The sequence below is a fragment of the Pseudomonas sp. BN411 genome (assembly GCF_029871235.1).
Taxonomy (GTDB): domain Bacteria; phylum Pseudomonadota; class Gammaproteobacteria; order Pseudomonadales; family Pseudomonadaceae; genus Metapseudomonas.
Genome location: NZ_SSOM01000073.1, coordinates 135,635 through 151,875 on the forward strand (window position 1 = coordinate 135,635; position 16,241 = coordinate 151,875).

A 16,241-nucleotide genomic window follows, 5' to 3' on the forward strand; every position below is an offset into this window, starting at 1 on the left:
AGTGACACGGATCAGAACGGCAGGTTGAGTTCAGGGGCAATGAGGGTGAGCTGGCTGCGGAACACCTGCTTGATGCGCTCCAGCTCTTCCTCAGTGTCGGCCTCGAAGCGCAGCACCAGCACGGGAGTCGTGTTGGAGGCGCGGCACAGGCCCCAGCCCTTCGGATAATCGACACGCACGCCATCGAGGGTGGTGAGGTTCGCTTCGCCCCAGTTGGCCTCGCGCTGCAGGCGCTCGATCAGGCGGAACTTGCTCTCGTCGGTGACGGTGATGTTGATTTCCGGAGTGGAGACGTCTTTCGGGAAGGCCGAGAACACAAGTTCAGCGTCACGCTTGTCCTGGCTGAGGATTTCCAGCAGGCGCGCGGCGCTGTAGATGCCGTCGTCGAAGCCGTACCAGCGTTCCTTGAAGAAGATGTGGCCGCTCATCTCGCCAGCCAGCAGCGCGCCGGTTTCCTTCATCTTCTTCTTGATCAGCGAGTGGCCGGTCTTCCACATCACCGGGCGGCCGCCATAGCCGCTGATGAGGGAGGTCAGGCGGCGGGTGCACTTGACGTCGAAGATGATGTCGGCGCCGGGATTGCGCGATACCACGTCCTTGGCGAACAGCATCAGCAGGCGGTCCGGGTAGATGATGGTGCCTTCGTTTGTCACCACGCCGACGCGGTCGCCGTCGCCGTCGAAGGCCAGGCCCAGGTCGGCCTTCTCTTCCTTCACCTTGGCGATCAGGTCTTCCAGGTTCTCGGGCTTGCCCGGATCCGGATGGTGGTTGGGGAAGGTGCCGTCGACGTCGCAGTACAGCGGAATCACGGTGCAGCCCAGGGCCTCGATCAACTGCGGCGCGATCACGCCGGCTACGCCGTTGCCGCAGTCCACCACCACTTTCATGGGCCTGGCCATGGCGATGTCGTCGCGGATTTCACGGAAGTAGCGATCCAGTACGTCCACCGCTTCGACGCTGCCGACGCCGCTGGCCAGGTCGTTGTTCTGGATGCGGGTGTGCAGGGCGGTGATCTGTTCGTTGGCCAGGGTTTCGCCGGCGACCATGATCTTGAAGCCGTTGTAGTCCGGCGGGTTGTGGCTGCCGGTGAGCATCACGCCGGATTTGCCGGCCAGCACGTTGGCCGCGTAGTAGAGCGCCGGGGTCGGCACCATGCCGACGTCGCTGACCTGGCAGCCGCAGTCCAGCAGACCCTGGATCAGGGCCTGAACCAGTTCGGGGCCGGACAGGCGACCATCGCGGCCAACCGAGACGTTGGACTCGCCGCGGGCCAGGCTCTCGGAGCCGATGGCGCGACCTACCCAGTAGGCGGTCTCGGTGGTGAGGGTGTCGCCGACCACACCGCGGATGTCATACGCGCGGAAAATGCTGGCGGGCAGGGTGGGGGCGATCTGTTCGATGCTGGTCATGGCGGGGGCTTGCTCCAATCCCAGGAGGTCCTGGTCTTCGTCGAGGATGTCAATATCGAGAATGTCGGTATCTTGGAAAAGTGGGTCAGCCGATGCGGCTGGCTGTGCGGGAGCCGGGGCAACGGGGTTGCTGGCGACCGCCTGGGCCTGGCCGTTGTCCGGCGCCGGCTCGGATTTACGCCTGGGTTGGCGGGCGAGCGCCTGGGCCAGGTTGTCCAGCGCCGGCAGGCGCAGACTGAAGGCTTTGACGCTCTTGCCGCTCGAGAGTTCTTGCAGCATCTGATTGAGTTGCTGAGCGTCATCACGCAGCTTGCGCTGCAGCGTGCCCTGGTAAAGCTTCAGGCCCAGCACCGCGCCGCCCAGGGCGAGCAGTGCGGCCAGTGCTAGCAGCAGCGGAGAAACGCTTTCCCCGGTCAGCGCCGCGCCAGGAACGAAGCTGAGCTTCCAGTTCGGATTGCCGCTATCCAGTGCGATGGCCGCAGCATCGCCGGGCTGTCCGCGCTGGGCCAGTACCTGGGCCGGGGCATTGTTAAACTGCTGGACCAGCTGCAGCTGGCCAACGCCGTCCGGCAGTGCCGGCAGGCTGCGCATCAGGCGATCCAGGTCGAACACCAGCAACAGTGTGCCCTGGGGGGTGCTCTGATCGTTCAGGCGCAGCGGCGCGGCGCTGTAGATCAGCCAGCGTTCACCCACCTTGTAGGCTTCGGGGCTGGGCTGCTGACCGCCCTCCAGGCGACGCAGCAGGTCCAGCGCGGCAAAGTTCATCGGCGCGGCGCGCTGGCTGTTCTGCTGGGCCTGGCCGGGCAGGTTGAGGTGGGCGTCGATCACGCCGTCGCGATAGCCCAGTCCGCGCTCGGCGGTCATCAGCTGGCCGGCATCGCCACTGTTGAGGGCGTCGATCAGGCTCGGATCGTGGGCGGCTGCGGCGGTGTCGGCCCGCAACTGGGTGATGGCCTGGCGAAGGGCGGAGGCCTGGCTGTCACCCCAGGCCTGCGCAAGTTGTCCGGTTCGACTCTGCTCGGACGGGACAATCGCGCCGAACCAGAGCAGCGCGCCGGCAGCGGCCACGCCCACGAGGGCGGCGAGCGCCCCCGGGAGCAGGTCGTCGGACTGCTTGCGGGCAGGCTTGGCCTCGGGCGACAGGCGGGCTGTACCGTTGCCGGCGGCGTCCTTGCTGCGCTTGAAGAGTTTCACTGAACGTCTCCTAGGCGAATCGTCGTCCTGATTCTGGCTTGTCAGTGGCTGCCGGTGTGACCGAAACCGCCGGCGCCGCGCTCGCTCTCATGGAATTCGTCGACCAGTTCAAAGTGCGCCTGGACCACAGGCACCAGAACCAGCTGGGCGATGCGTTCGCCAATGGCGATGCGGAAGGCGGTCTGGCCGCGGTTCCAGCAGGACACCATCAACTCGCCCTGGTAGTCGGAGTCGATCAGGCCCACCAGGTTGCCCAGCACCACGCCGTGCTTATGGCCGAGGCCCGAGCGCGGCAGGATCAGCGCGGCCAGGCCCGGGTCGGCGATGTAGATCGACAGGCCGGTGGGGATGAGGATGGTCTGGCCCGGTTCGAGGACGACTTCTTCCTTGAGCATGGCGCGCAGGTCGAGGCCGGCGGAGCCTGGGGTAGCGTATTGCGGCAGGGGGAATTCGCTGCCGATGCGGGAATCGAGGATCTTGGCTTGCAGTGAGTGCATGGAATCTCAGGCCTGGTTGAGGCGGTCGGCGATGAAGGCGATCAGCTGGCGGGCGATCTTGCCCTTGCTGGTCTGGGCGAAGCTGCTCTGGCCCAGGTCGCGGTCGATGACGGTGATGGCGTTTTCCTCGCTGTTGAAGCCGATGCTGGGGTTGGCCACGTCATTGGCGACGATCAGGTCGAGGTTCTTGTCCTTGAGCTTGCGCGAGGCGTACTCGAGCAGGTTTTCGGTCTCGGCGGCGAAGCCCACGCTGAACGGGCGATCGGGTCGGCCGGCGAGCGTCGCGAGAATATCGGGGTTGCGTACCAGCTGCAGCAGCAGGCCTTCGCCGCTGGTCGGGTCTTTCTTCATTTTGTGCTGCGCAACCACTTCCGGGCGGTAGTCGGCGACGGCCGCGGCGGCGATCAGCAGGTCGCAGGGCATGACCGCTTCGCAGGCGGCAAGCATGTCGCGGGCGCTGACCACGTCGATGCGGTTAACGCGGTCCGGGGTGGGCAGGTGCACCGGACCGGTGATCAGGGTCACCTTGGCGCCAGCTTCCACCGCGGCTTCGGCGAGGGCGAAGCCCATCTTTCCGGAGCTGTGGTTGGTGATGTAGCGCACCGGGTCGATGTTTTCCTGGGTCGGGCCAGCGGTGATCAGTACATGGCGGCCGGTAAGGGCGCGGTGCTCGAAGCAGTCGGCAGCGAGTTGTGCCAGTTCCTCGGCTTCCAGCATGCGGCCGAGGCCGACGTCGCCGCAGGCCTGGCTGCCGGCGGCTGGGCCGAACAGGCGCAGGCCACGCTTGGCGAGGAGTTCCAGGTTGGCCTGGGTGGCCGGGTCGCGCCACATGGCCTGGTTCATCGCGGGAGCGAGGGCAACCGGCGCATCGGTGGCGAGTACCAGGGTAGTCAGCAGGTCATCCGCCACGCCCTGTGCCAGGCGCGCCATCAGGTCCGCAGTAGCCGGCGCGATCAACACCAGGTCGGCCCAGCGGGCGAGTTCGATGTGGCCCATGGCCGCTTCGGCGGCGGGGTCGAGCAGCTCGAGGTGAACGGGATGCCCGGAGAGGGCCTGGAGGGTCAGCGGGGTGATGAACTCGCGGCCGCCCTGGGTCATTACCACACGGACCTCGGCGCCCTGGTCGCGCAGTCGGCGAACCAGTTCAGCGCTCTTGTAGGCAGCAATGCCGCCGCCCACGCCCAGGAGGATGCGTTTCCGATAGAGCCGCTGCATAGGCCTGCCTTTTATGAAGTGGAAGATGCGCTACGGCGAAGGCGCCTCCCCAGGCCGATCGCCGCGCAAAAAAGGTGGGTTAAGATAGCACAGCGACTGCACTGGAACAGCGGCGCGGCTCAACCATGGAGGTGTCATGAGCATCCGTAATTGGCCTGCGGCGGAGCGTCCGCGGGAGAAGCTTCTCGAACTGGGTGCGGCGGCCCTTTCCGACGCCGAACTCCTCGCCATTTTCTTGCGTACCGGGGTGGCTGGCCGTAGCGCCGTCGACCTCGCCCGTCACCTGCTCAACGACTTCGGCAGCCTGCGCGCGTTGCTGGAGGCCGAGCTGCAGGACTTCAGCCAGCACCTTGGCCTCGGGCCGGCCAAGTTCGCCCAATTGCAGGCGGTGCTGGAAATGGCCCGTCGTCACCTGGCCGAAGGATTGCGCCGCGACTCAGCGCTGGAGAGCCCGCAGGCGGTGCGCGATTTTCTCAAGGCGCAACTGCGACATTCCCATCATGAGCAGTTCGCCTGCCTCTTCCTCGATAGCAAGCACCGGGTGCTGGCCTTCGAAGTGTTGTTCCACGGCACCATCGACGGCGCCAGCGTCTATCCCCGTCAGGTGGTCAAGCGCGCGCTGGCGCACAACGCGGCAGCGCTGATCCTCAGTCACAATCACCCCTCAGGCATCGCCGAGCCCAGCGAGGCCGATCGCCAGCTGACCCACCGCCTCAAGGAGGCGCTGGCGCTGATCGACGTGCGGGTGCTGGATCACTTCATCGTCGGCGATGGCGAGCCCTTGTCGATGGCGGAGCGGGGCTGGATCTAATCCAGCCGCACCTTGGCGAAATCCTGCCGGCCGAAGGGGTTCACCTGGTAGCCCTCGACGTTGGCGCGGGTCAGGGCGAAGGCGGTGGGATGGGCCAGCGGCAACCAGAGCGCCTGTTCGCGGATGATCCGCTGGGCCTTTTCATAGAGGCTGGTGCGTTCAGCCAGGTCGGCGTGGGTCTTGCCGTCGGCAATCAGCTTGTCCAGTTCGGCGTTGCAGTAGCGGGCGAAGTTGAGTCCGGACTGTACAGAAGCGCAGGAGAACTGCGGGGTGAGGAAGTTGTCCGGATCGCCGTTGTCGCCGGCCCAGCCCATGAACAGCAGGTCATGCTCGCCGGCCTTGGCGCGGCGGATCAGTTCGCCCCATTCGATCACGCGGATCTCGGCCTGAATGCCCACCTTGGCCAGGTCGGCCTGTAAGAGCTGGGCACCCAGGCTCGGGTTGGGGTTGAGCAGGCTGCCGGAGGGTCGGGTCCAGATGGTGGTCTTGAAGCCGTCCTTCAGGCCTGCCTCGGCGAGCAGCGCTTTCGACTTTGAAAGGTCTTGGGAGTACGCCGGCAGGTCCTTGGCGTAGCTCCAGGTGTTCGGCGGGTAAGGGCCATCGGCCGCGGTGGCGCTGCCTTCGAATACGGCCTTGATATAGCTCGACTTGTCGAAGGCGAGGTTGATCGCCTGGCGCACTTCGGGTTTGTCCAGCGGCGGATGCTGGCTGTTGATGCCGACGAAGGCAGTCATGAAGGCCGAGGTTTGGACCGTCTTGATGTTCTTGTCGCCGGCAACGGATTGCACGTCCAGCGGCTTGGGCGATAGCGCGATCTGGCACTCACCGCGACGGAGCTTCTGCAGTCGCACGTTGGCGTCCGGGGTGATGGCGAAGACCAGGCCGTCGACGCCGGGCTTGCCTCCGAAGTAGTCCGGGTTGGCGGCGTAGCGAACAGCGGCGTCCTTCTGGAAGCGGCGGAAGACGAAGGGGCCGGTGCCGATGGGCTGGGCGTTGAGCTTTTCCGGTGTGCCGGCCTTCATCAGCTGGTCGGCGTATTCGGCTGAATAGATGGAAGCGAAGCCCATGCTGAGGGTGGCGAGGAAGGTGGCGTCCGGCTTGTTGAGGACGAAGCGCACCTGGTGGTCGTCCACCTTGTCGATGCTCTTGATCAGGCTCGGCAGCTGCATGGACTGCGCGTGGGGGAAGCCGCTCTGGGCCACCTTGTGCCAGGGGTTGGCCGGATCGAGCATGCGCTTGAAGCTGAACACCACGTCGTCGGCCGTCAGCGGGCGGCTTGGCTTGAAGTAGTCGGTGGAATGGAAGGCCACGCCCTGGCGCAGCTGGAAGCTGTAGGTCAGGCCGTCGGCGGAGACGTCCCAGCGCTCGGCCAGGCCTGGGACCAGCTTGCTGTTTTGTGCGTCGAACTCCACCAGGCGGTTCATCAGCACGTCGGCCGAAGCGTTGGTGGTGGTCAGCGAGTTGTACTGCACCACGTCGAAACCCTCGGGACTGGCCTCGGTGCAGACGCTCAAGGTGGCAGCCTGGGTGAGCAGCGGGGCTAATAGCAGTGGGAGGGCGGCGAGGCGCATGGCAAGCTCCTTTGCGGTGGGGAGGCTCGTTGCGAGCCAAAGGCCTTACCCTAGACCAAGCCCGGTCAGCGGACAATGCGTTGTGGGCGACGAGCGGTCGCTCCGCCCGGATCCCCTTGGCGTGGCGGTGCGGGCATAATTGCGGCTTCCCCGGGGCTGTGGGTAAATCGCTACGTCCCTTGCTGCACTAGGGGCTTTCTGATATAAAGCAGCGCTCTTTTCTGGGGGCCCGGTCTTTCGCAGTCAAATTGCGGCCGGTAAGACCCTGACGAGACGGGCGCTCAAGCGCCCACAAAGTGAGAGTTCAAGCGGCCAACCCATGCCGGGTTGGGCATGTGGTTTAGAGGGCTGAGGCATGTCGAGAGTCTGTCAAGTAACCGGTAAGGGTCCGGCTACTGGGAACAACATTTCCCACGCAAACAACAAAACCCGTCGTCGTTTCCTGCCGAACCTGCAGCACCATCGCTTCTGGGTCGAGTCCGAGAAGCGCTTTGTGCGTCTGCGCGTTTCCGCCAAGGGCATGCGTATCATCGACAAGCGCGGCATCGACGTAGTTCTGTCTGAACTGCGCGCCCGCGGCGAAAAGGTTTAAGGAGTCAATCATGCGTGAACTGATCCGTCTGGTGTCCAGTGCCGGTACCGGCCATTTCTACACCACCGACAAGAACAAGCGCACCACTCCCGACAAGATCGAAATCAAGAAATTCGATCCGGTTGTGCGTAAGCATGTGATCTACAAGGAAGCCAAGATCAAGTAATTGATCCGGCCCTTGTCGAAGAAGCCCGCCTTGTGCGGGCTTTTTCATGCCTGCGATTTGCTGCCGGCGGATTGGCTTCGGGCTACAGACCTGGCTTGTGGGGGCGAATTCATTCGCTAAGGGCGGCGAAGCCGACCCAGTGAGGGGCAGACGGCAGGCCTGCGGCCTGCTCAGCGATTGAAATCGCCCCCACAGAAAAAACAATCCTTGGCTTTTGCCCATAAAAAAGCCCGCCAATGGCGGGCTGAAGGGTGACAAGCATGGAAGAGAACGGGCTCAGCGAGCAGCCTGTTCGAAAATCACGTAGACCTTGCGGCACGGCTCCAGCACTTCCCAGGTGCCGGAGAAGCCGGCCGGGATGACGAAACGGTCGCCCACGCGCACGGTCTTGGCATTGCCGTCGGCATCGCGGATCACCGACACGCCCTGGAGAATCTCGCAGTACTCGTGCTCGGTGTAGCTCACCGTCCAGTGGCCCACCGCGCCTTCCCAGATGCCCACATTGAACTGCCCGCAGGGGCTGCCGTAGTGGTTGCGTACGCTCTGCTCGGGATCGCCCTTGAGGATCTTCTCGGGCGCTGGGCGGTAGTGTTCCGCGGTGGTGGTGGCCTGGGCGAAGTCGACGATCTGCTGGATGTTCATTGTGCGGTCCCTGTTCAGGCGGCCTTGCGGATGGAGTCGGCGAGCTTGCCGACGAGAATGTCGATCTGTTCCTTCTCCACGATCAGCGGCGGCGACATGGCGATGGTGTCGCCGGTGACGCGCACCATCACGCCGTCATGGAAGCACTGTTCGAATACCTGGAAGCCGCGTTTGCCGACGCCTTCGGCGCTCGGTGCGAGTTGCACGCCGCCGACCAGGCCCACTGCGCGGATGTCGATCACGTTGGGCAGGTCCTTCAGGCTGAGCAGGGCATCCTGCCAGTAGCCTTCAAGTTCGATGGTGCGCTCGAACAGTCGCTCGCCCTGGTAGATGTCCAGGGTTGCCAGTGCGGCGGCACAGGCCACCGGGTGGCCTGAATAGGTATAGCCGTGGAAGAACTCGATGGCGCTTTCCGGGCCCTGCATGAAGGCCTGGTAGATGTCTTCGGCGACGAACACTGCGCCCATGGGAATGGCGCCGTTGGTCAGGCCCTTGGCGCAGGTGATGATGTCTGGGGTGACGCCCCAGCGCTGGGCGGCGAAGGCCTGGCCGACGCGGCCGAAGCCAGTGATGACCTCGTCGAAGATCAGCAGGATGCCGTGTTTGCGGGTGATCTCGCGCAGGCGCTGCAGGTAGCCCACCGGCGGCAGAATCACACCGGCCGAGCCGGACATGGGTTCGACGATCACGGCGGCAATGTTCTCGGCGCCATGCAGGGTCACCAGGCGCTCCAGCTCATCGGCCTTCTCGATGCCGAATTCCGGCAGGCCGCGGCTGAAGGCATTGCGCTGGATATCCAGGGTGTGTGGCAGGTGATCGACGTTCGGCAGCAGGGCGGGGAAGGCCTTGCGGTTGTTGACCATGCCGCCTACCGAAATGCCACCGAAGCCCACGCCGTGGTAGCCCAGCTCGCGGCCGATCAGGCGGGTGCGGGTGCCCTGGCCGATGGCGCGCTGGTAGGCGAGGGCGATCTTCAGCGCGGTATCCGCCGATTCCGAACCGGAGTTGGTGAAGAACACCTTGTTCAGGCCTTTGGGGGCTACGTCGGCCAGGCGCTCGGCCAACTCGAAGGGCAGCGGGTGGCCCATCTGGAAGGTGGGTGCGAAATCCAGCTTGGCGATCTGTTTGCTCACCGCTTCGGTGATTTCGCGGCGGCCATGGCCGGCGTTGCAGCACCAGAGGCCGGCGGTGCCGTCCAGGACCTGGCGCCCGTCGGCGCTGGTGAAGTACATCCCTTCGGCACTTTCCAGCAGGCGGGGATTGGCCTTGAACTGGCGGTTGGCGGTGAAGGGCATCCAGAAGTCGTCGAGACTGTTGGATATTCTGCCCGGTTTTGGCGCAAAGGCATTTGTCATTGTGAGCACCGGAAAAGGCAAGGTGAGGTGTTGTAGTGATTTTGACGGAGTCTATGTTTAATATAACGAACATGACAAGGGCGTTTGGCCGGCAACTGTAAAATATATTGAAAAGGCTATCCTCTCTGGTTTAGGGTTGCGAGGATGGCCAGATGTAGGTCGGCCTTGCAGAATTTTTGACAGTGCATGCCTGAGCTGGCGGCACTCTTCTAATAAGAGGAAAGCTCCGATGACCACCCTGACCCGTGCAGACTGGGAACAACGCGCCAAGTCCGTGCAGATCGAGACCCGCGCCTTCATTCATGGCGAATACACCAGCGCCGTTTCCGGCGAGACGTTCGACTGCATCAGCCCGGTCGATGGTCGTCTGCTGGGCAAGGTCGCCAGCTGTGACCTGGCCGATGCCGAGCTGGCCGTGAAAGATGCCCGCGCCGTGTTCGAGTCCGGTGTCTGGTCGCGTCTGGCGCCGGTCAAGCGCAAGGAGATCATGATCCGCTTCGCCGACCTGATCGACGCCCACGCCGAAGAGCTGGCCCTGCTGGAAACCCTGGACATGGGCAAGCCGATCAGTGACTCCCTGAGCGTCGACGTCCCGTCCGCATCCCGCGCCATCCGTTGGAGCGGCGAGGCCATCGACAAGATCTACGACGAAGTCGCCGCTACCCCGCATAACGAACTGGGTCTGGTGACCCGTGAGCCGGTAGGCGTTGTCGCCGCCATCGTGCCGTGGAACTTCCCGCTGCTGATGACCTGCTGGAAGCTCGGCCCGGCACTGTCCACCGGCAACTCGCTGGTGCTGAAACCCTCCGAGAAATCCCCGCTGACCGCCATTCGCCTGGCCCAGCTGGCCATCGAGGCCGGTATCCCGGCGGGCGTGCTGAACGTACTGCCGGGCTTCGGCCACACCGTGGGCAAGGCCCTGGCCCTGCACATGGACGTCGACACCCTGGTGTTCACCGGCTCCACCAAGATCGCCAAGCAACTGATGATCTACGCCGGCGAATCCAACATGAAGCGCGTCTGGCTGGAAGCCGGCGGCAAGAGCCCGAACATCGTTTTCGCCGACGCCCCTGACCTGCAGGCCGCCGCCGAAGCCGCGGCTGGTGCCATCGCCTTCAACCAGGGCGAAGTCTGCACCGCCGGTTCGCGTCTGCTGGTGGAACGCTCCATCAAGGACAAGTTCGTGCCCATGGTGGTCGAGGCGATCAAGACCTGGAAGCCGGGCAACCCGCTGGATCCGGCGACCAACGTCGGCGCCCTGGTGGACACCACCCAGATGAACAACGTGCTGTCCTACATCCAGGCTGGCCATGACGACGGCGCCAAGCTGGTGGCCGGCGGCAAGCGCGTACTGGAAGAGACCGGCGGCACCTACGTCGAGCCGACCATCTTCGACGGCGTGAGCAACGCCATGCGCATCGCCAAGGAAGAGATCTTCGGCCCGGTGCTCTCGGTCATCGCCTTCGACAGCGAAGAAGAAGCCGTCGCCATCGCCAACGACACCATCTATGGCCTGGCCGCAGCGGTATGGACCAGCAACCTGTCCCGCGCCCACCTGGTCGGCAAGGCCCTGCGCGCCGGTAGCGTCTGGATCAACCAGTACGACGGCGGCGACATGACCGCGCCCTTCGGCGGCTTCAAGCAGTCCGGCAACGGCCGTGACAAGTCCCTGCACGCCTTCGACAAGTACACCGAGCTGAAGTCCACCTGGATCAAGCTCTGATACGCCATTGAGGTCCGCCCCTCGCGGTTCGAGGGGCCGGCTCTACGAGCCACGCCTGCGGCCGGGTTTCCAGTGATGGAGCCCGGCCTTTTTTGCTTTGTGCCACACGGAAAGGGAGGACGTCGGCAATGCGTTGGGGAACCTACTTCGCGGTTTGCGGCGCGGTCATCAGCATCGGCCTCGCCCTGGGCGTGACCATGCCGCTGGTATCGCTGCGGCTGGAAAGTTGGGGCCACGGCAGTTTCGCCATCGGCGTGATGGCAGCGACCCCGGCGGTCGGTGTGTTGCTCGGTGCGGTGATCGCTGGGCGACTGGCCGCGCGCTTCGGTACCACCACCCTGATGCAGATGTGTCTACTGGTGGGAGCCTTGTCGGTGGCATCGCTGGCGCTGGTGCAGTCCTACCCGGTCTGGCTGGTGCTGCGGCTGTTGATCGGCGTCGCCCTGACGGTGGTGTTCATCCTTGGCGAGAGCTGGATCAACCAGCTGGCGGTGGACGAGTGGCGCGGACGCCTGGTGGCCCTCTACGGCACCGGCTATGCCCTGAGCCAGTTGTCCGGCCCGCTGCTGCTGACGGCGATCGGCACCGGCAACGACCTCGGATTCTGGACTGGAACCGGGCTGTTGATCGGCGGCTCGCTGCTGCTGCTCGGCCGCACCGGCGCGCCCAGCGTCGACGCCCACAGCGCCTCCGGGCGTGGGCTATGGTCCTTCTGCGCGCGCCTGCCGACCATTGCCTGGGCGGTCGTACTGTTCGCCGCCTTCGAAGCGATGATGCTGACCCTGTTGCCGATCTACGGCTTGCGCCAAGGCTTCACCCAGGAAGTGGCCTTGTTGATGGCCAGCGTCGTGGTGGTGGGTGATGCCGCGCTGCAGCTGCCCATCGGCTGGCTGGCCGATCGCATGTCGCGGCGCACTTTGTTCCGTGTCTGCGGCCTGACGCTGCTGCTGAGCAGCCTGGGCATTCCGCTGCTGCTGCACACGCCGCTGATCTGGCCGGTTTGGGTGCTGTTCGGTGCCAGCGCTGGCGGGCTGTTCACCCTGGCGCTGATCCTGATCGGCGAACGCTATCGGGATGACGAGTTGGTGCGGGCCAACGCCCATGTTGCCCAACTCTGGGGGATCGGCTGCCTGGTGGGGCCGCTGGCGACCGGTGCAGCGAGCCAGTGGATCAGTGGTCACGCGCTGCCGCTGATGATGGCGTTGGGCGCTGCCGGGTTCGTCTGGCTGGCCTGGAGCCGCGAGCTGTTCGATGACGGCGTCGAGGTCGTCGCCGACTGAGCAGAAAAAGGGCCGCCAAGCAGCCCTTTCTCATGCGCGGGATCAGGCGATCCCCACCGCTTCCTTCATCCGGTACCAGAGCATGCCCAGGGCCAGCAGCGGCGAGCGAAGGTGGCGGCCGCCGGGGAAGGTGATGTGCGGCACCTTGGAGAAGACGTCGAAACCATTGCTCTGCTCGCCGCAGATGGCTTCGGCCAGGAGCTGGCCGGCCAGGTGAGTGGCGTTCAGCCCATGGCCGGAGTAGGCCTGAGCGAAGTAGACGTTGGGCTGGTCCGGCAGCTTGCCGATCTGCGGCAGGCGGTTGGCGCCGATGCCGATCATGCCGCCCCACTGGTAGTCGATGCGCACGTTCTCCAGTTGCGGGAAGACCTTGAGCATCTTCGGCTGCATATAGGCGCCGATATCCGCCGGATCGCGTCCTGAATAATGGCAAGCGCCGCCGAACAGCAGGCGGTTGTCCGCGGAGAGGCGGTAGTAGTCCAGGGCGACACGCTGGTCGCACACCGCCATGTTCTGCGGCAGCAGTTCGCGGGCCAGTTCGGTGGGCAGCGGTTCGGTGGCGATGACGTAGCTGCCGGCGGGCAGTACCTTGCCGCCGAGCGTCGTGTTGAGGTTGTTCATGTAGGCGTTGCAGCCCAGCACCAGGGTCTTGGCACGGACCACGCCGCTGGCGGCATGCACCTTCACTTCGGCGCCGTACTCGATGCGGGTGACGGCGGAGTGCTCGAACAGGCGTACGCCAAGGGATTGCGCCGCAGCGGCTTCGCCCAGGGCAAGGTTGAGCGGATGCAGGTGGCCGGAACCCATGTCGATCAGGCCGCCGACGTAGCGATCCGAGCCCACCACGCTGCGCATCTCGCCAGGCTGAACCAGGCGCAACTCGTGGCGGTAGCCAAGGCCCTTGAGCTCTTCCATGTCCTCGGCGAAACCAGCGAAATCGCCAGGCTTGTTGGCCAGGTCGCAGTAGCCCCAGGTCAGGTCGCAGTCGATGGCGAACTCTTCCACCCGGCGGCGGACGATCTCCACCGCTTCCAGCCCCATCAGCTTGAGGGAGCGCACGCCTTCGGCACCGATCACCGACTCGAACTGCTCGACGCCATGGCCGACGCCACGAATCAGCTGCCCGCCATTGCGCCCGCTGGCGCCCCAGCCGATCTGACGGGATTCCAGCAACACCACGGAACGGCCGCGCTTGGCCAGTTCGATCGCCGTGTTCAGCCCGGAGTAACCACCACCGACAATGCACACGTCGGCCACCTCCTCTCCCGCCAGGGGCGGGTAATCGATGCGACGGTTGGCGGTCGCTGCGTAATAGGAGGGGGCGTGGTGTTCGGTATGCACCGGGATGCGAACGCGAGCGTTCATGTGCGAAATCCTGATTTTGTTGTTTGGAAAATTTTACGCTCGGGCAGGATAAGGCGAACCCCCAAGCTGTGCCAAGGGGTTCGGAACGCTCGTAACAAATCAGTCGGGGATCGGCAGGTTCAGTGATTCCTTCACTTCTTCCATCACGATGTACGACTTGGATTCACGCACGTGAGGCAGCTTCAGCAGGATGTCGCCGAGCAGCTTGCGGTAGGAGGCCATCTCGTTGATCCGCGCCTTCACCAGATAGTCGAAGTCGCCCGAGACCAGGTGGCATTCGAGTACATGGGGCAGCTTGAGCACGGCGCGGCGGAAGTCTTCGAAGGTGTCGCCGGACTTGTAGTCCAGGCTGATCTCCACGAAAACCAGCAGGCTGGCCTTCAGGTGCTGGGGGTTCAGCCGTGCGTTGTAGCCGAGGATGATGCCCTCGCGCTCCAGGCGACGGACGCGCTCGGTACAGGGCGTAGTGGAAAGCCCCACGCGTTCGCCCAGCTCGGTGAAAGAGATCCGGCCGTCTTCCTGCAGGATTCGTAAAATATTCCGGTCTATCTTGTCCAGTTCACGACGGGATTGATGCTGGGTGCGCATGGTGGATGCCCCTCCGCTGAAGCGCATTCTGCCGAGAATTATCGCCAAATATAGCTATCTATATAGTGAATATCACTGGGTTTGTCTCCCTATACTTCGCCGCATCGACGCTCAAAATAACAAACGCAGCGGATTCCCCGCCGCGAATGGAGACAGACATGCGAGTGATGGTCCTTGGCAGTGGTGTGATCGGAACGACTAGCGCCTATTACCTGGCCCAGGCAGGGTTCGAGGTGGTCGTGGTCGACCGCCAGAACGCCGTGGCCATGGAAACCAGCTTCGCCAACGCTGGCCAGGTTTCCCCCGGTTATGCATCGCCCTGGGCGGCGCCAGGCGTGCCGCTGAAGGCCGTCAAATGGATGCTGCAGCAGCACGCGCCGCTGGCCATCCGCACCACCAGCGACATCGACCAGTACCTGTGGATGACGCAGATGCTGCGCAACTGCACCGCCGCCCGCTATGCGGTGAACAAGGAGCGCATGGTGCGTCTGTCCGAGTACAGCCGCGACTGCCTCGACGAGCTCCGCGCCGAAACCGGCATCAGCTATGAAGGCCGCGCGCTCGGTACCACCCAACTGTTCCGCACCCAGGCCCAGGTAGACGCCGCAGCCAAGGACATCGCCGTGCTCGAAGCGTCCGGCGTGCCCTACGAATTGCTCGACCGTGACGGCATCGCCCGCGTCGAACCGGCCCTCGCCAACGTCAAGCACAAGCTGGCCGGCGCCCTGCGCCTGCCCAACGACCAGACCGGCGATTGCCAGATGTTCACCACTCGCCTCGCCGAGATGGCGGAGAAGCTGGGCGTGGAGTTCCGCTTCGGTCAGAACATCGAGCGCCTGGACTTCGCCGGCGACCGCATCAACGGTGTGTGGATCGACGGCAAGCTGGAAACCGCAGATCGCTACGTGCTGGCGCTGGGCAGCTACACCCCGCAAATGCTCAAGCCGCTGGGTATCAAGGCTCCGGTCTACCCGCTCAAGGGTTATTCGCTGACCGTGCCGATCACCAATCCGGCCATGGCTCCGACCTCGACCATTCTCGATGAGACCTACAAGGTCGCGATCACTCGCTTCGACAAGCGCATCCGCGTGGGCGGCATGGCCGAGATCACCGGCTTCAACCTGGATCTGAATCCGGCTCGCCGCGACACCCTGGAAATGATCACCGCCGACCTCTACCCGGAAGGTGGCGACCTGTCCCAGGCCAGCTTCTGGACCGGCCTGCGCCCGGCGACCCCGGACGGCACCCCGATCGTGGGCGCCACTCCGTTCCGCAACCTGTTCCTCAACACCGGACACGGTACCCTTGGCTGGACCATGGCCTGCGGCTCCGGCCGCCTGCTGGCCGACCTGATGGCGCGCAAGCGTCCGCAGATCAGCGCCGAAGGCCTGGACATCTTCCGTTACGGCAATTCCAAGGAGACCCCGGACAATGTCAATCCAGCGCCTGCGCACTGAAACCCGCTACAGCGAAATCGTCATCCACAACGGCACGGTCTATCTGGCCGGCCAGCTGGATGAGAAGCACAGCGCGGGCGTCGGCCAGCAGACTCGTGAAACCTTGGCTGCCATCGACGCGATGCTGGCCGAGGCCGGCACCGACAAGAGCCGCATCCTGTCGGTGACCATCTACCTGAAGGACATGGAGGCGGATTACGCCGCGATGAACGCGGTGTGGGATGCCTGGGTGCCGAAGGGTGCCGCTCCGGCCCGTGCCTGCGTCGAGGCGAAGCTGTACTCGCCCGACGTGCTGGTGGAGATGACGGTCGTCGCTGCACTTCCCTAGTTTCTTGCTCAGCCCGGCGTTCGCGCCGGGTTTTTTCCATCCGATCAA

The 16,241-nt window shown here is 64.5% G+C and carries 15 protein-coding genes; 7 read left to right on the plus strand and 8 right to left on the minus strand.

Annotation, left to right across the window (positions count from 1 at the left end; genetic code table 11):
• Positions 1-11: 11 nt before the first annotated feature.
• The 3 genes from algC to coaBC form a co-directional block, all read right to left on the minus strand.
• A complete protein-coding gene (gene algC, locus E8F06_RS18680; protein WP_280370618.1) occupies positions 12-1,409 on the minus strand; it encodes a phosphomannomutase/phosphoglucomutase in 1,398 nt (465 codons plus the stop codon).
• Positions 1,410-2,644: 1,235 nt separating this feature from the next.
• Positions 2,645-3,100, minus strand: coding sequence for a dUTP diphosphatase (dut, locus tag E8F06_RS18685; protein WP_151138393.1), 456 nt, complete (start codon positions 3,098-3,100; stop codon positions 2,645-2,647).
• 6 nt (positions 3,101-3,106) lie between these two features.
• Entirely contained in the window at positions 3,107-4,315 is a 1,209-nt protein-coding gene (gene coaBC, locus E8F06_RS18690; RefSeq protein WP_280369938.1) for a bifunctional phosphopantothenoylcysteine decarboxylase/phosphopantothenate--cysteine ligase CoaBC, read from the minus strand.
• A 136-nt stretch (positions 4,316-4,451) separates the two neighbouring features.
• Here coaBC and radC point away from each other — a divergent pair, with 136 nt between their 5' ends.
• Entirely contained in the window at positions 4,452-5,126 is a 675-nt protein-coding gene (radC, locus tag E8F06_RS18695; RefSeq protein WP_280369940.1) for a DNA repair protein RadC, read from the plus strand.
• Here the strand turns inward: radC and E8F06_RS18700 are convergent.
• On the minus strand, positions 5,123-6,697 hold the full coding sequence (locus E8F06_RS18700; protein ID WP_280369942.1) for an ABC transporter substrate-binding protein: 1,575 nt from the start codon (positions 6,695-6,697) through the stop codon (positions 5,123-5,125). The genes radC and E8F06_RS18700 overlap by 4 nt on opposite strands.
• Before the next feature lie 355 nt (positions 6,698-7,052).
• On the opposite strand from E8F06_RS18700, the gene rpmB reads away from it, so the two are divergent.
• A complete protein-coding gene (gene rpmB, locus E8F06_RS18705; protein WP_044400708.1) occupies positions 7,053-7,289 on the plus strand; it encodes a 50S ribosomal protein L28 in 237 nt (78 codons plus the stop codon).
• A gap of 10 nt (positions 7,290-7,299) precedes the next feature.
• On the plus strand, positions 7,300-7,455 hold the full coding sequence (gene rpmG / locus E8F06_RS18710; protein WP_003457707.1) for a 50S ribosomal protein L33: 156 nt from the start codon (positions 7,300-7,302) through the stop codon (positions 7,453-7,455).
• Between the two features lie 276 nt (positions 7,456-7,731).
• On the opposite strand, the gene E8F06_RS18715 is transcribed toward rpmG, so the two are convergent.
• A complete protein-coding gene (locus tag E8F06_RS18715; protein WP_280369944.1) occupies positions 7,732-8,097 on the minus strand; it encodes a cupin domain-containing protein in 366 nt (121 codons plus the stop codon).
• A 14-nt stretch (positions 8,098-8,111) separates the two neighbouring features.
• Entirely contained in the window at positions 8,112-9,452 is a 1,341-nt protein-coding gene (locus tag E8F06_RS18720) for an aspartate aminotransferase family protein (protein ID WP_280369946.1), read from the minus strand.
• 229 nt (positions 9,453-9,681) lie between these two features.
• On the opposite strand from E8F06_RS18720, the gene E8F06_RS18725 reads away from it, so the two are divergent.
• Both E8F06_RS18725 and E8F06_RS18730 read left to right on the plus strand, forming a co-directional pair.
• Positions 9,682-11,175: an aldehyde dehydrogenase gene (locus E8F06_RS18725; protein ID WP_280369948.1), complete on the plus strand. Its 1,494-nt coding sequence runs from the start codon at positions 9,682-9,684 to the stop codon at positions 11,173-11,175.
• 128 nt (positions 11,176-11,303) lie between these two features.
• Positions 11,304-12,455 carry an MFS transporter gene (locus tag E8F06_RS18730; protein ID WP_280369950.1) on the plus strand — a complete coding sequence of 384 codons (1,152 nt, stop codon included), beginning with the start codon at positions 11,304-11,306 and terminating at the stop codon, positions 12,453-12,455.
• A gap of 42 nt (positions 12,456-12,497) precedes the next feature.
• Here E8F06_RS18730 and E8F06_RS18735 read toward each other — a convergent pair whose 3' ends face one another.
• Positions 12,498-13,820, minus strand: a complete 1,323-nt coding sequence (locus E8F06_RS18735; RefSeq protein WP_280369952.1) for an FAD-binding oxidoreductase — start codon at positions 13,818-13,820, stop codon at positions 12,498-12,500.
• 99 nt (positions 13,821-13,919) lie between these two features.
• Entirely contained in the window at positions 13,920-14,408 is a 489-nt protein-coding gene (locus E8F06_RS18740; RefSeq protein WP_016495366.1) for an Lrp/AsnC ligand binding domain-containing protein, read from the minus strand.
• A 158-nt stretch (positions 14,409-14,566) separates the two neighbouring features.
• On the opposite strand from E8F06_RS18740, the gene dadA reads away from it, so the two are divergent.
• On the plus strand, positions 14,567-15,865 hold the full coding sequence (gene dadA, locus E8F06_RS18745; protein ID WP_151138372.1) for a D-amino acid dehydrogenase: 1,299 nt from the start codon (positions 14,567-14,569) through the stop codon (positions 15,863-15,865).
• Positions 15,840-16,193: a RidA family protein gene (locus tag E8F06_RS18750; RefSeq protein ID WP_103103100.1), complete on the plus strand. Its 354-nt coding sequence runs from the start codon at positions 15,840-15,842 to the stop codon at positions 16,191-16,193. Before dadA ends, E8F06_RS18750 begins: the two co-directional genes overlap by 26 nt.
• Positions 16,194-16,241 lie beyond the last annotated feature (48 nt).

Coding starts and splice junctions, on each gene's coding strand:
- algC (WP_280370618.1), bottom strand. CDS start 1,409: ATGACCAGCATCGAACAGATCGCCCCCACCCTGCCCGCCAGCATTTTC.
- E8F06_RS18720 (WP_280369946.1), bottom strand. CDS start 9,452: ATGACAAATGCCTTTGCGCCAAAACCGGGCAGAATATCCAACAGTCTC.
- E8F06_RS18725 (WP_280369948.1), top strand. CDS start 9,682: ATGACCACCCTGACCCGTGCAGACTGGGAACAACGCGCCAAGTCCGTG.
- E8F06_RS18700 (WP_280369942.1), bottom strand. CDS start 6,697: ATGCGCCTCGCCGCCCTCCCACTGCTATTAGCCCCGCTGCTCACCCAG.
- E8F06_RS18730 (WP_280369950.1), top strand. CDS start 11,304: ATGCGTTGGGGAACCTACTTCGCGGTTTGCGGCGCGGTCATCAGCATC.
- dadA (WP_151138372.1), top strand. CDS start 14,567: ATGCGAGTGATGGTCCTTGGCAGTGGTGTGATCGGAACGACTAGCGCC.
- rpmG (WP_003457707.1), top strand. CDS start 7,300: ATGCGTGAACTGATCCGTCTGGTGTCCAGTGCCGGTACCGGCCATTTC.
- radC (WP_280369940.1), top strand. CDS start 4,452: ATGAGCATCCGTAATTGGCCTGCGGCGGAGCGTCCGCGGGAGAAGCTT.
- dut (WP_151138393.1), bottom strand. CDS start 3,100: ATGCACTCACTGCAAGCCAAGATCCTCGATTCCCGCATCGGCAGCGAA.
- E8F06_RS18735 (WP_280369952.1), bottom strand. CDS start 13,820: ATGAACGCTCGCGTTCGCATCCCGGTGCATACCGAACACCACGCCCCC.
- E8F06_RS18715 (WP_280369944.1), bottom strand. CDS start 8,097: ATGAACATCCAGCAGATCGTCGACTTCGCCCAGGCCACCACCACCGCG.
- E8F06_RS18750 (WP_103103100.1), top strand. CDS start 15,840: ATGTCAATCCAGCGCCTGCGCACTGAAACCCGCTACAGCGAAATCGTC.
- coaBC (WP_280369938.1), bottom strand. CDS start 4,315: ATGCAGCGGCTCTATCGGAAACGCATCCTCCTGGGCGTGGGCGGCGGC.
- rpmB (WP_044400708.1), top strand. CDS start 7,053: ATGTCGAGAGTCTGTCAAGTAACCGGTAAGGGTCCGGCTACTGGGAAC.
- E8F06_RS18740 (WP_016495366.1), bottom strand. CDS start 14,408: ATGCGCACCCAGCATCAATCCCGTCGTGAACTGGACAAGATAGACCGG.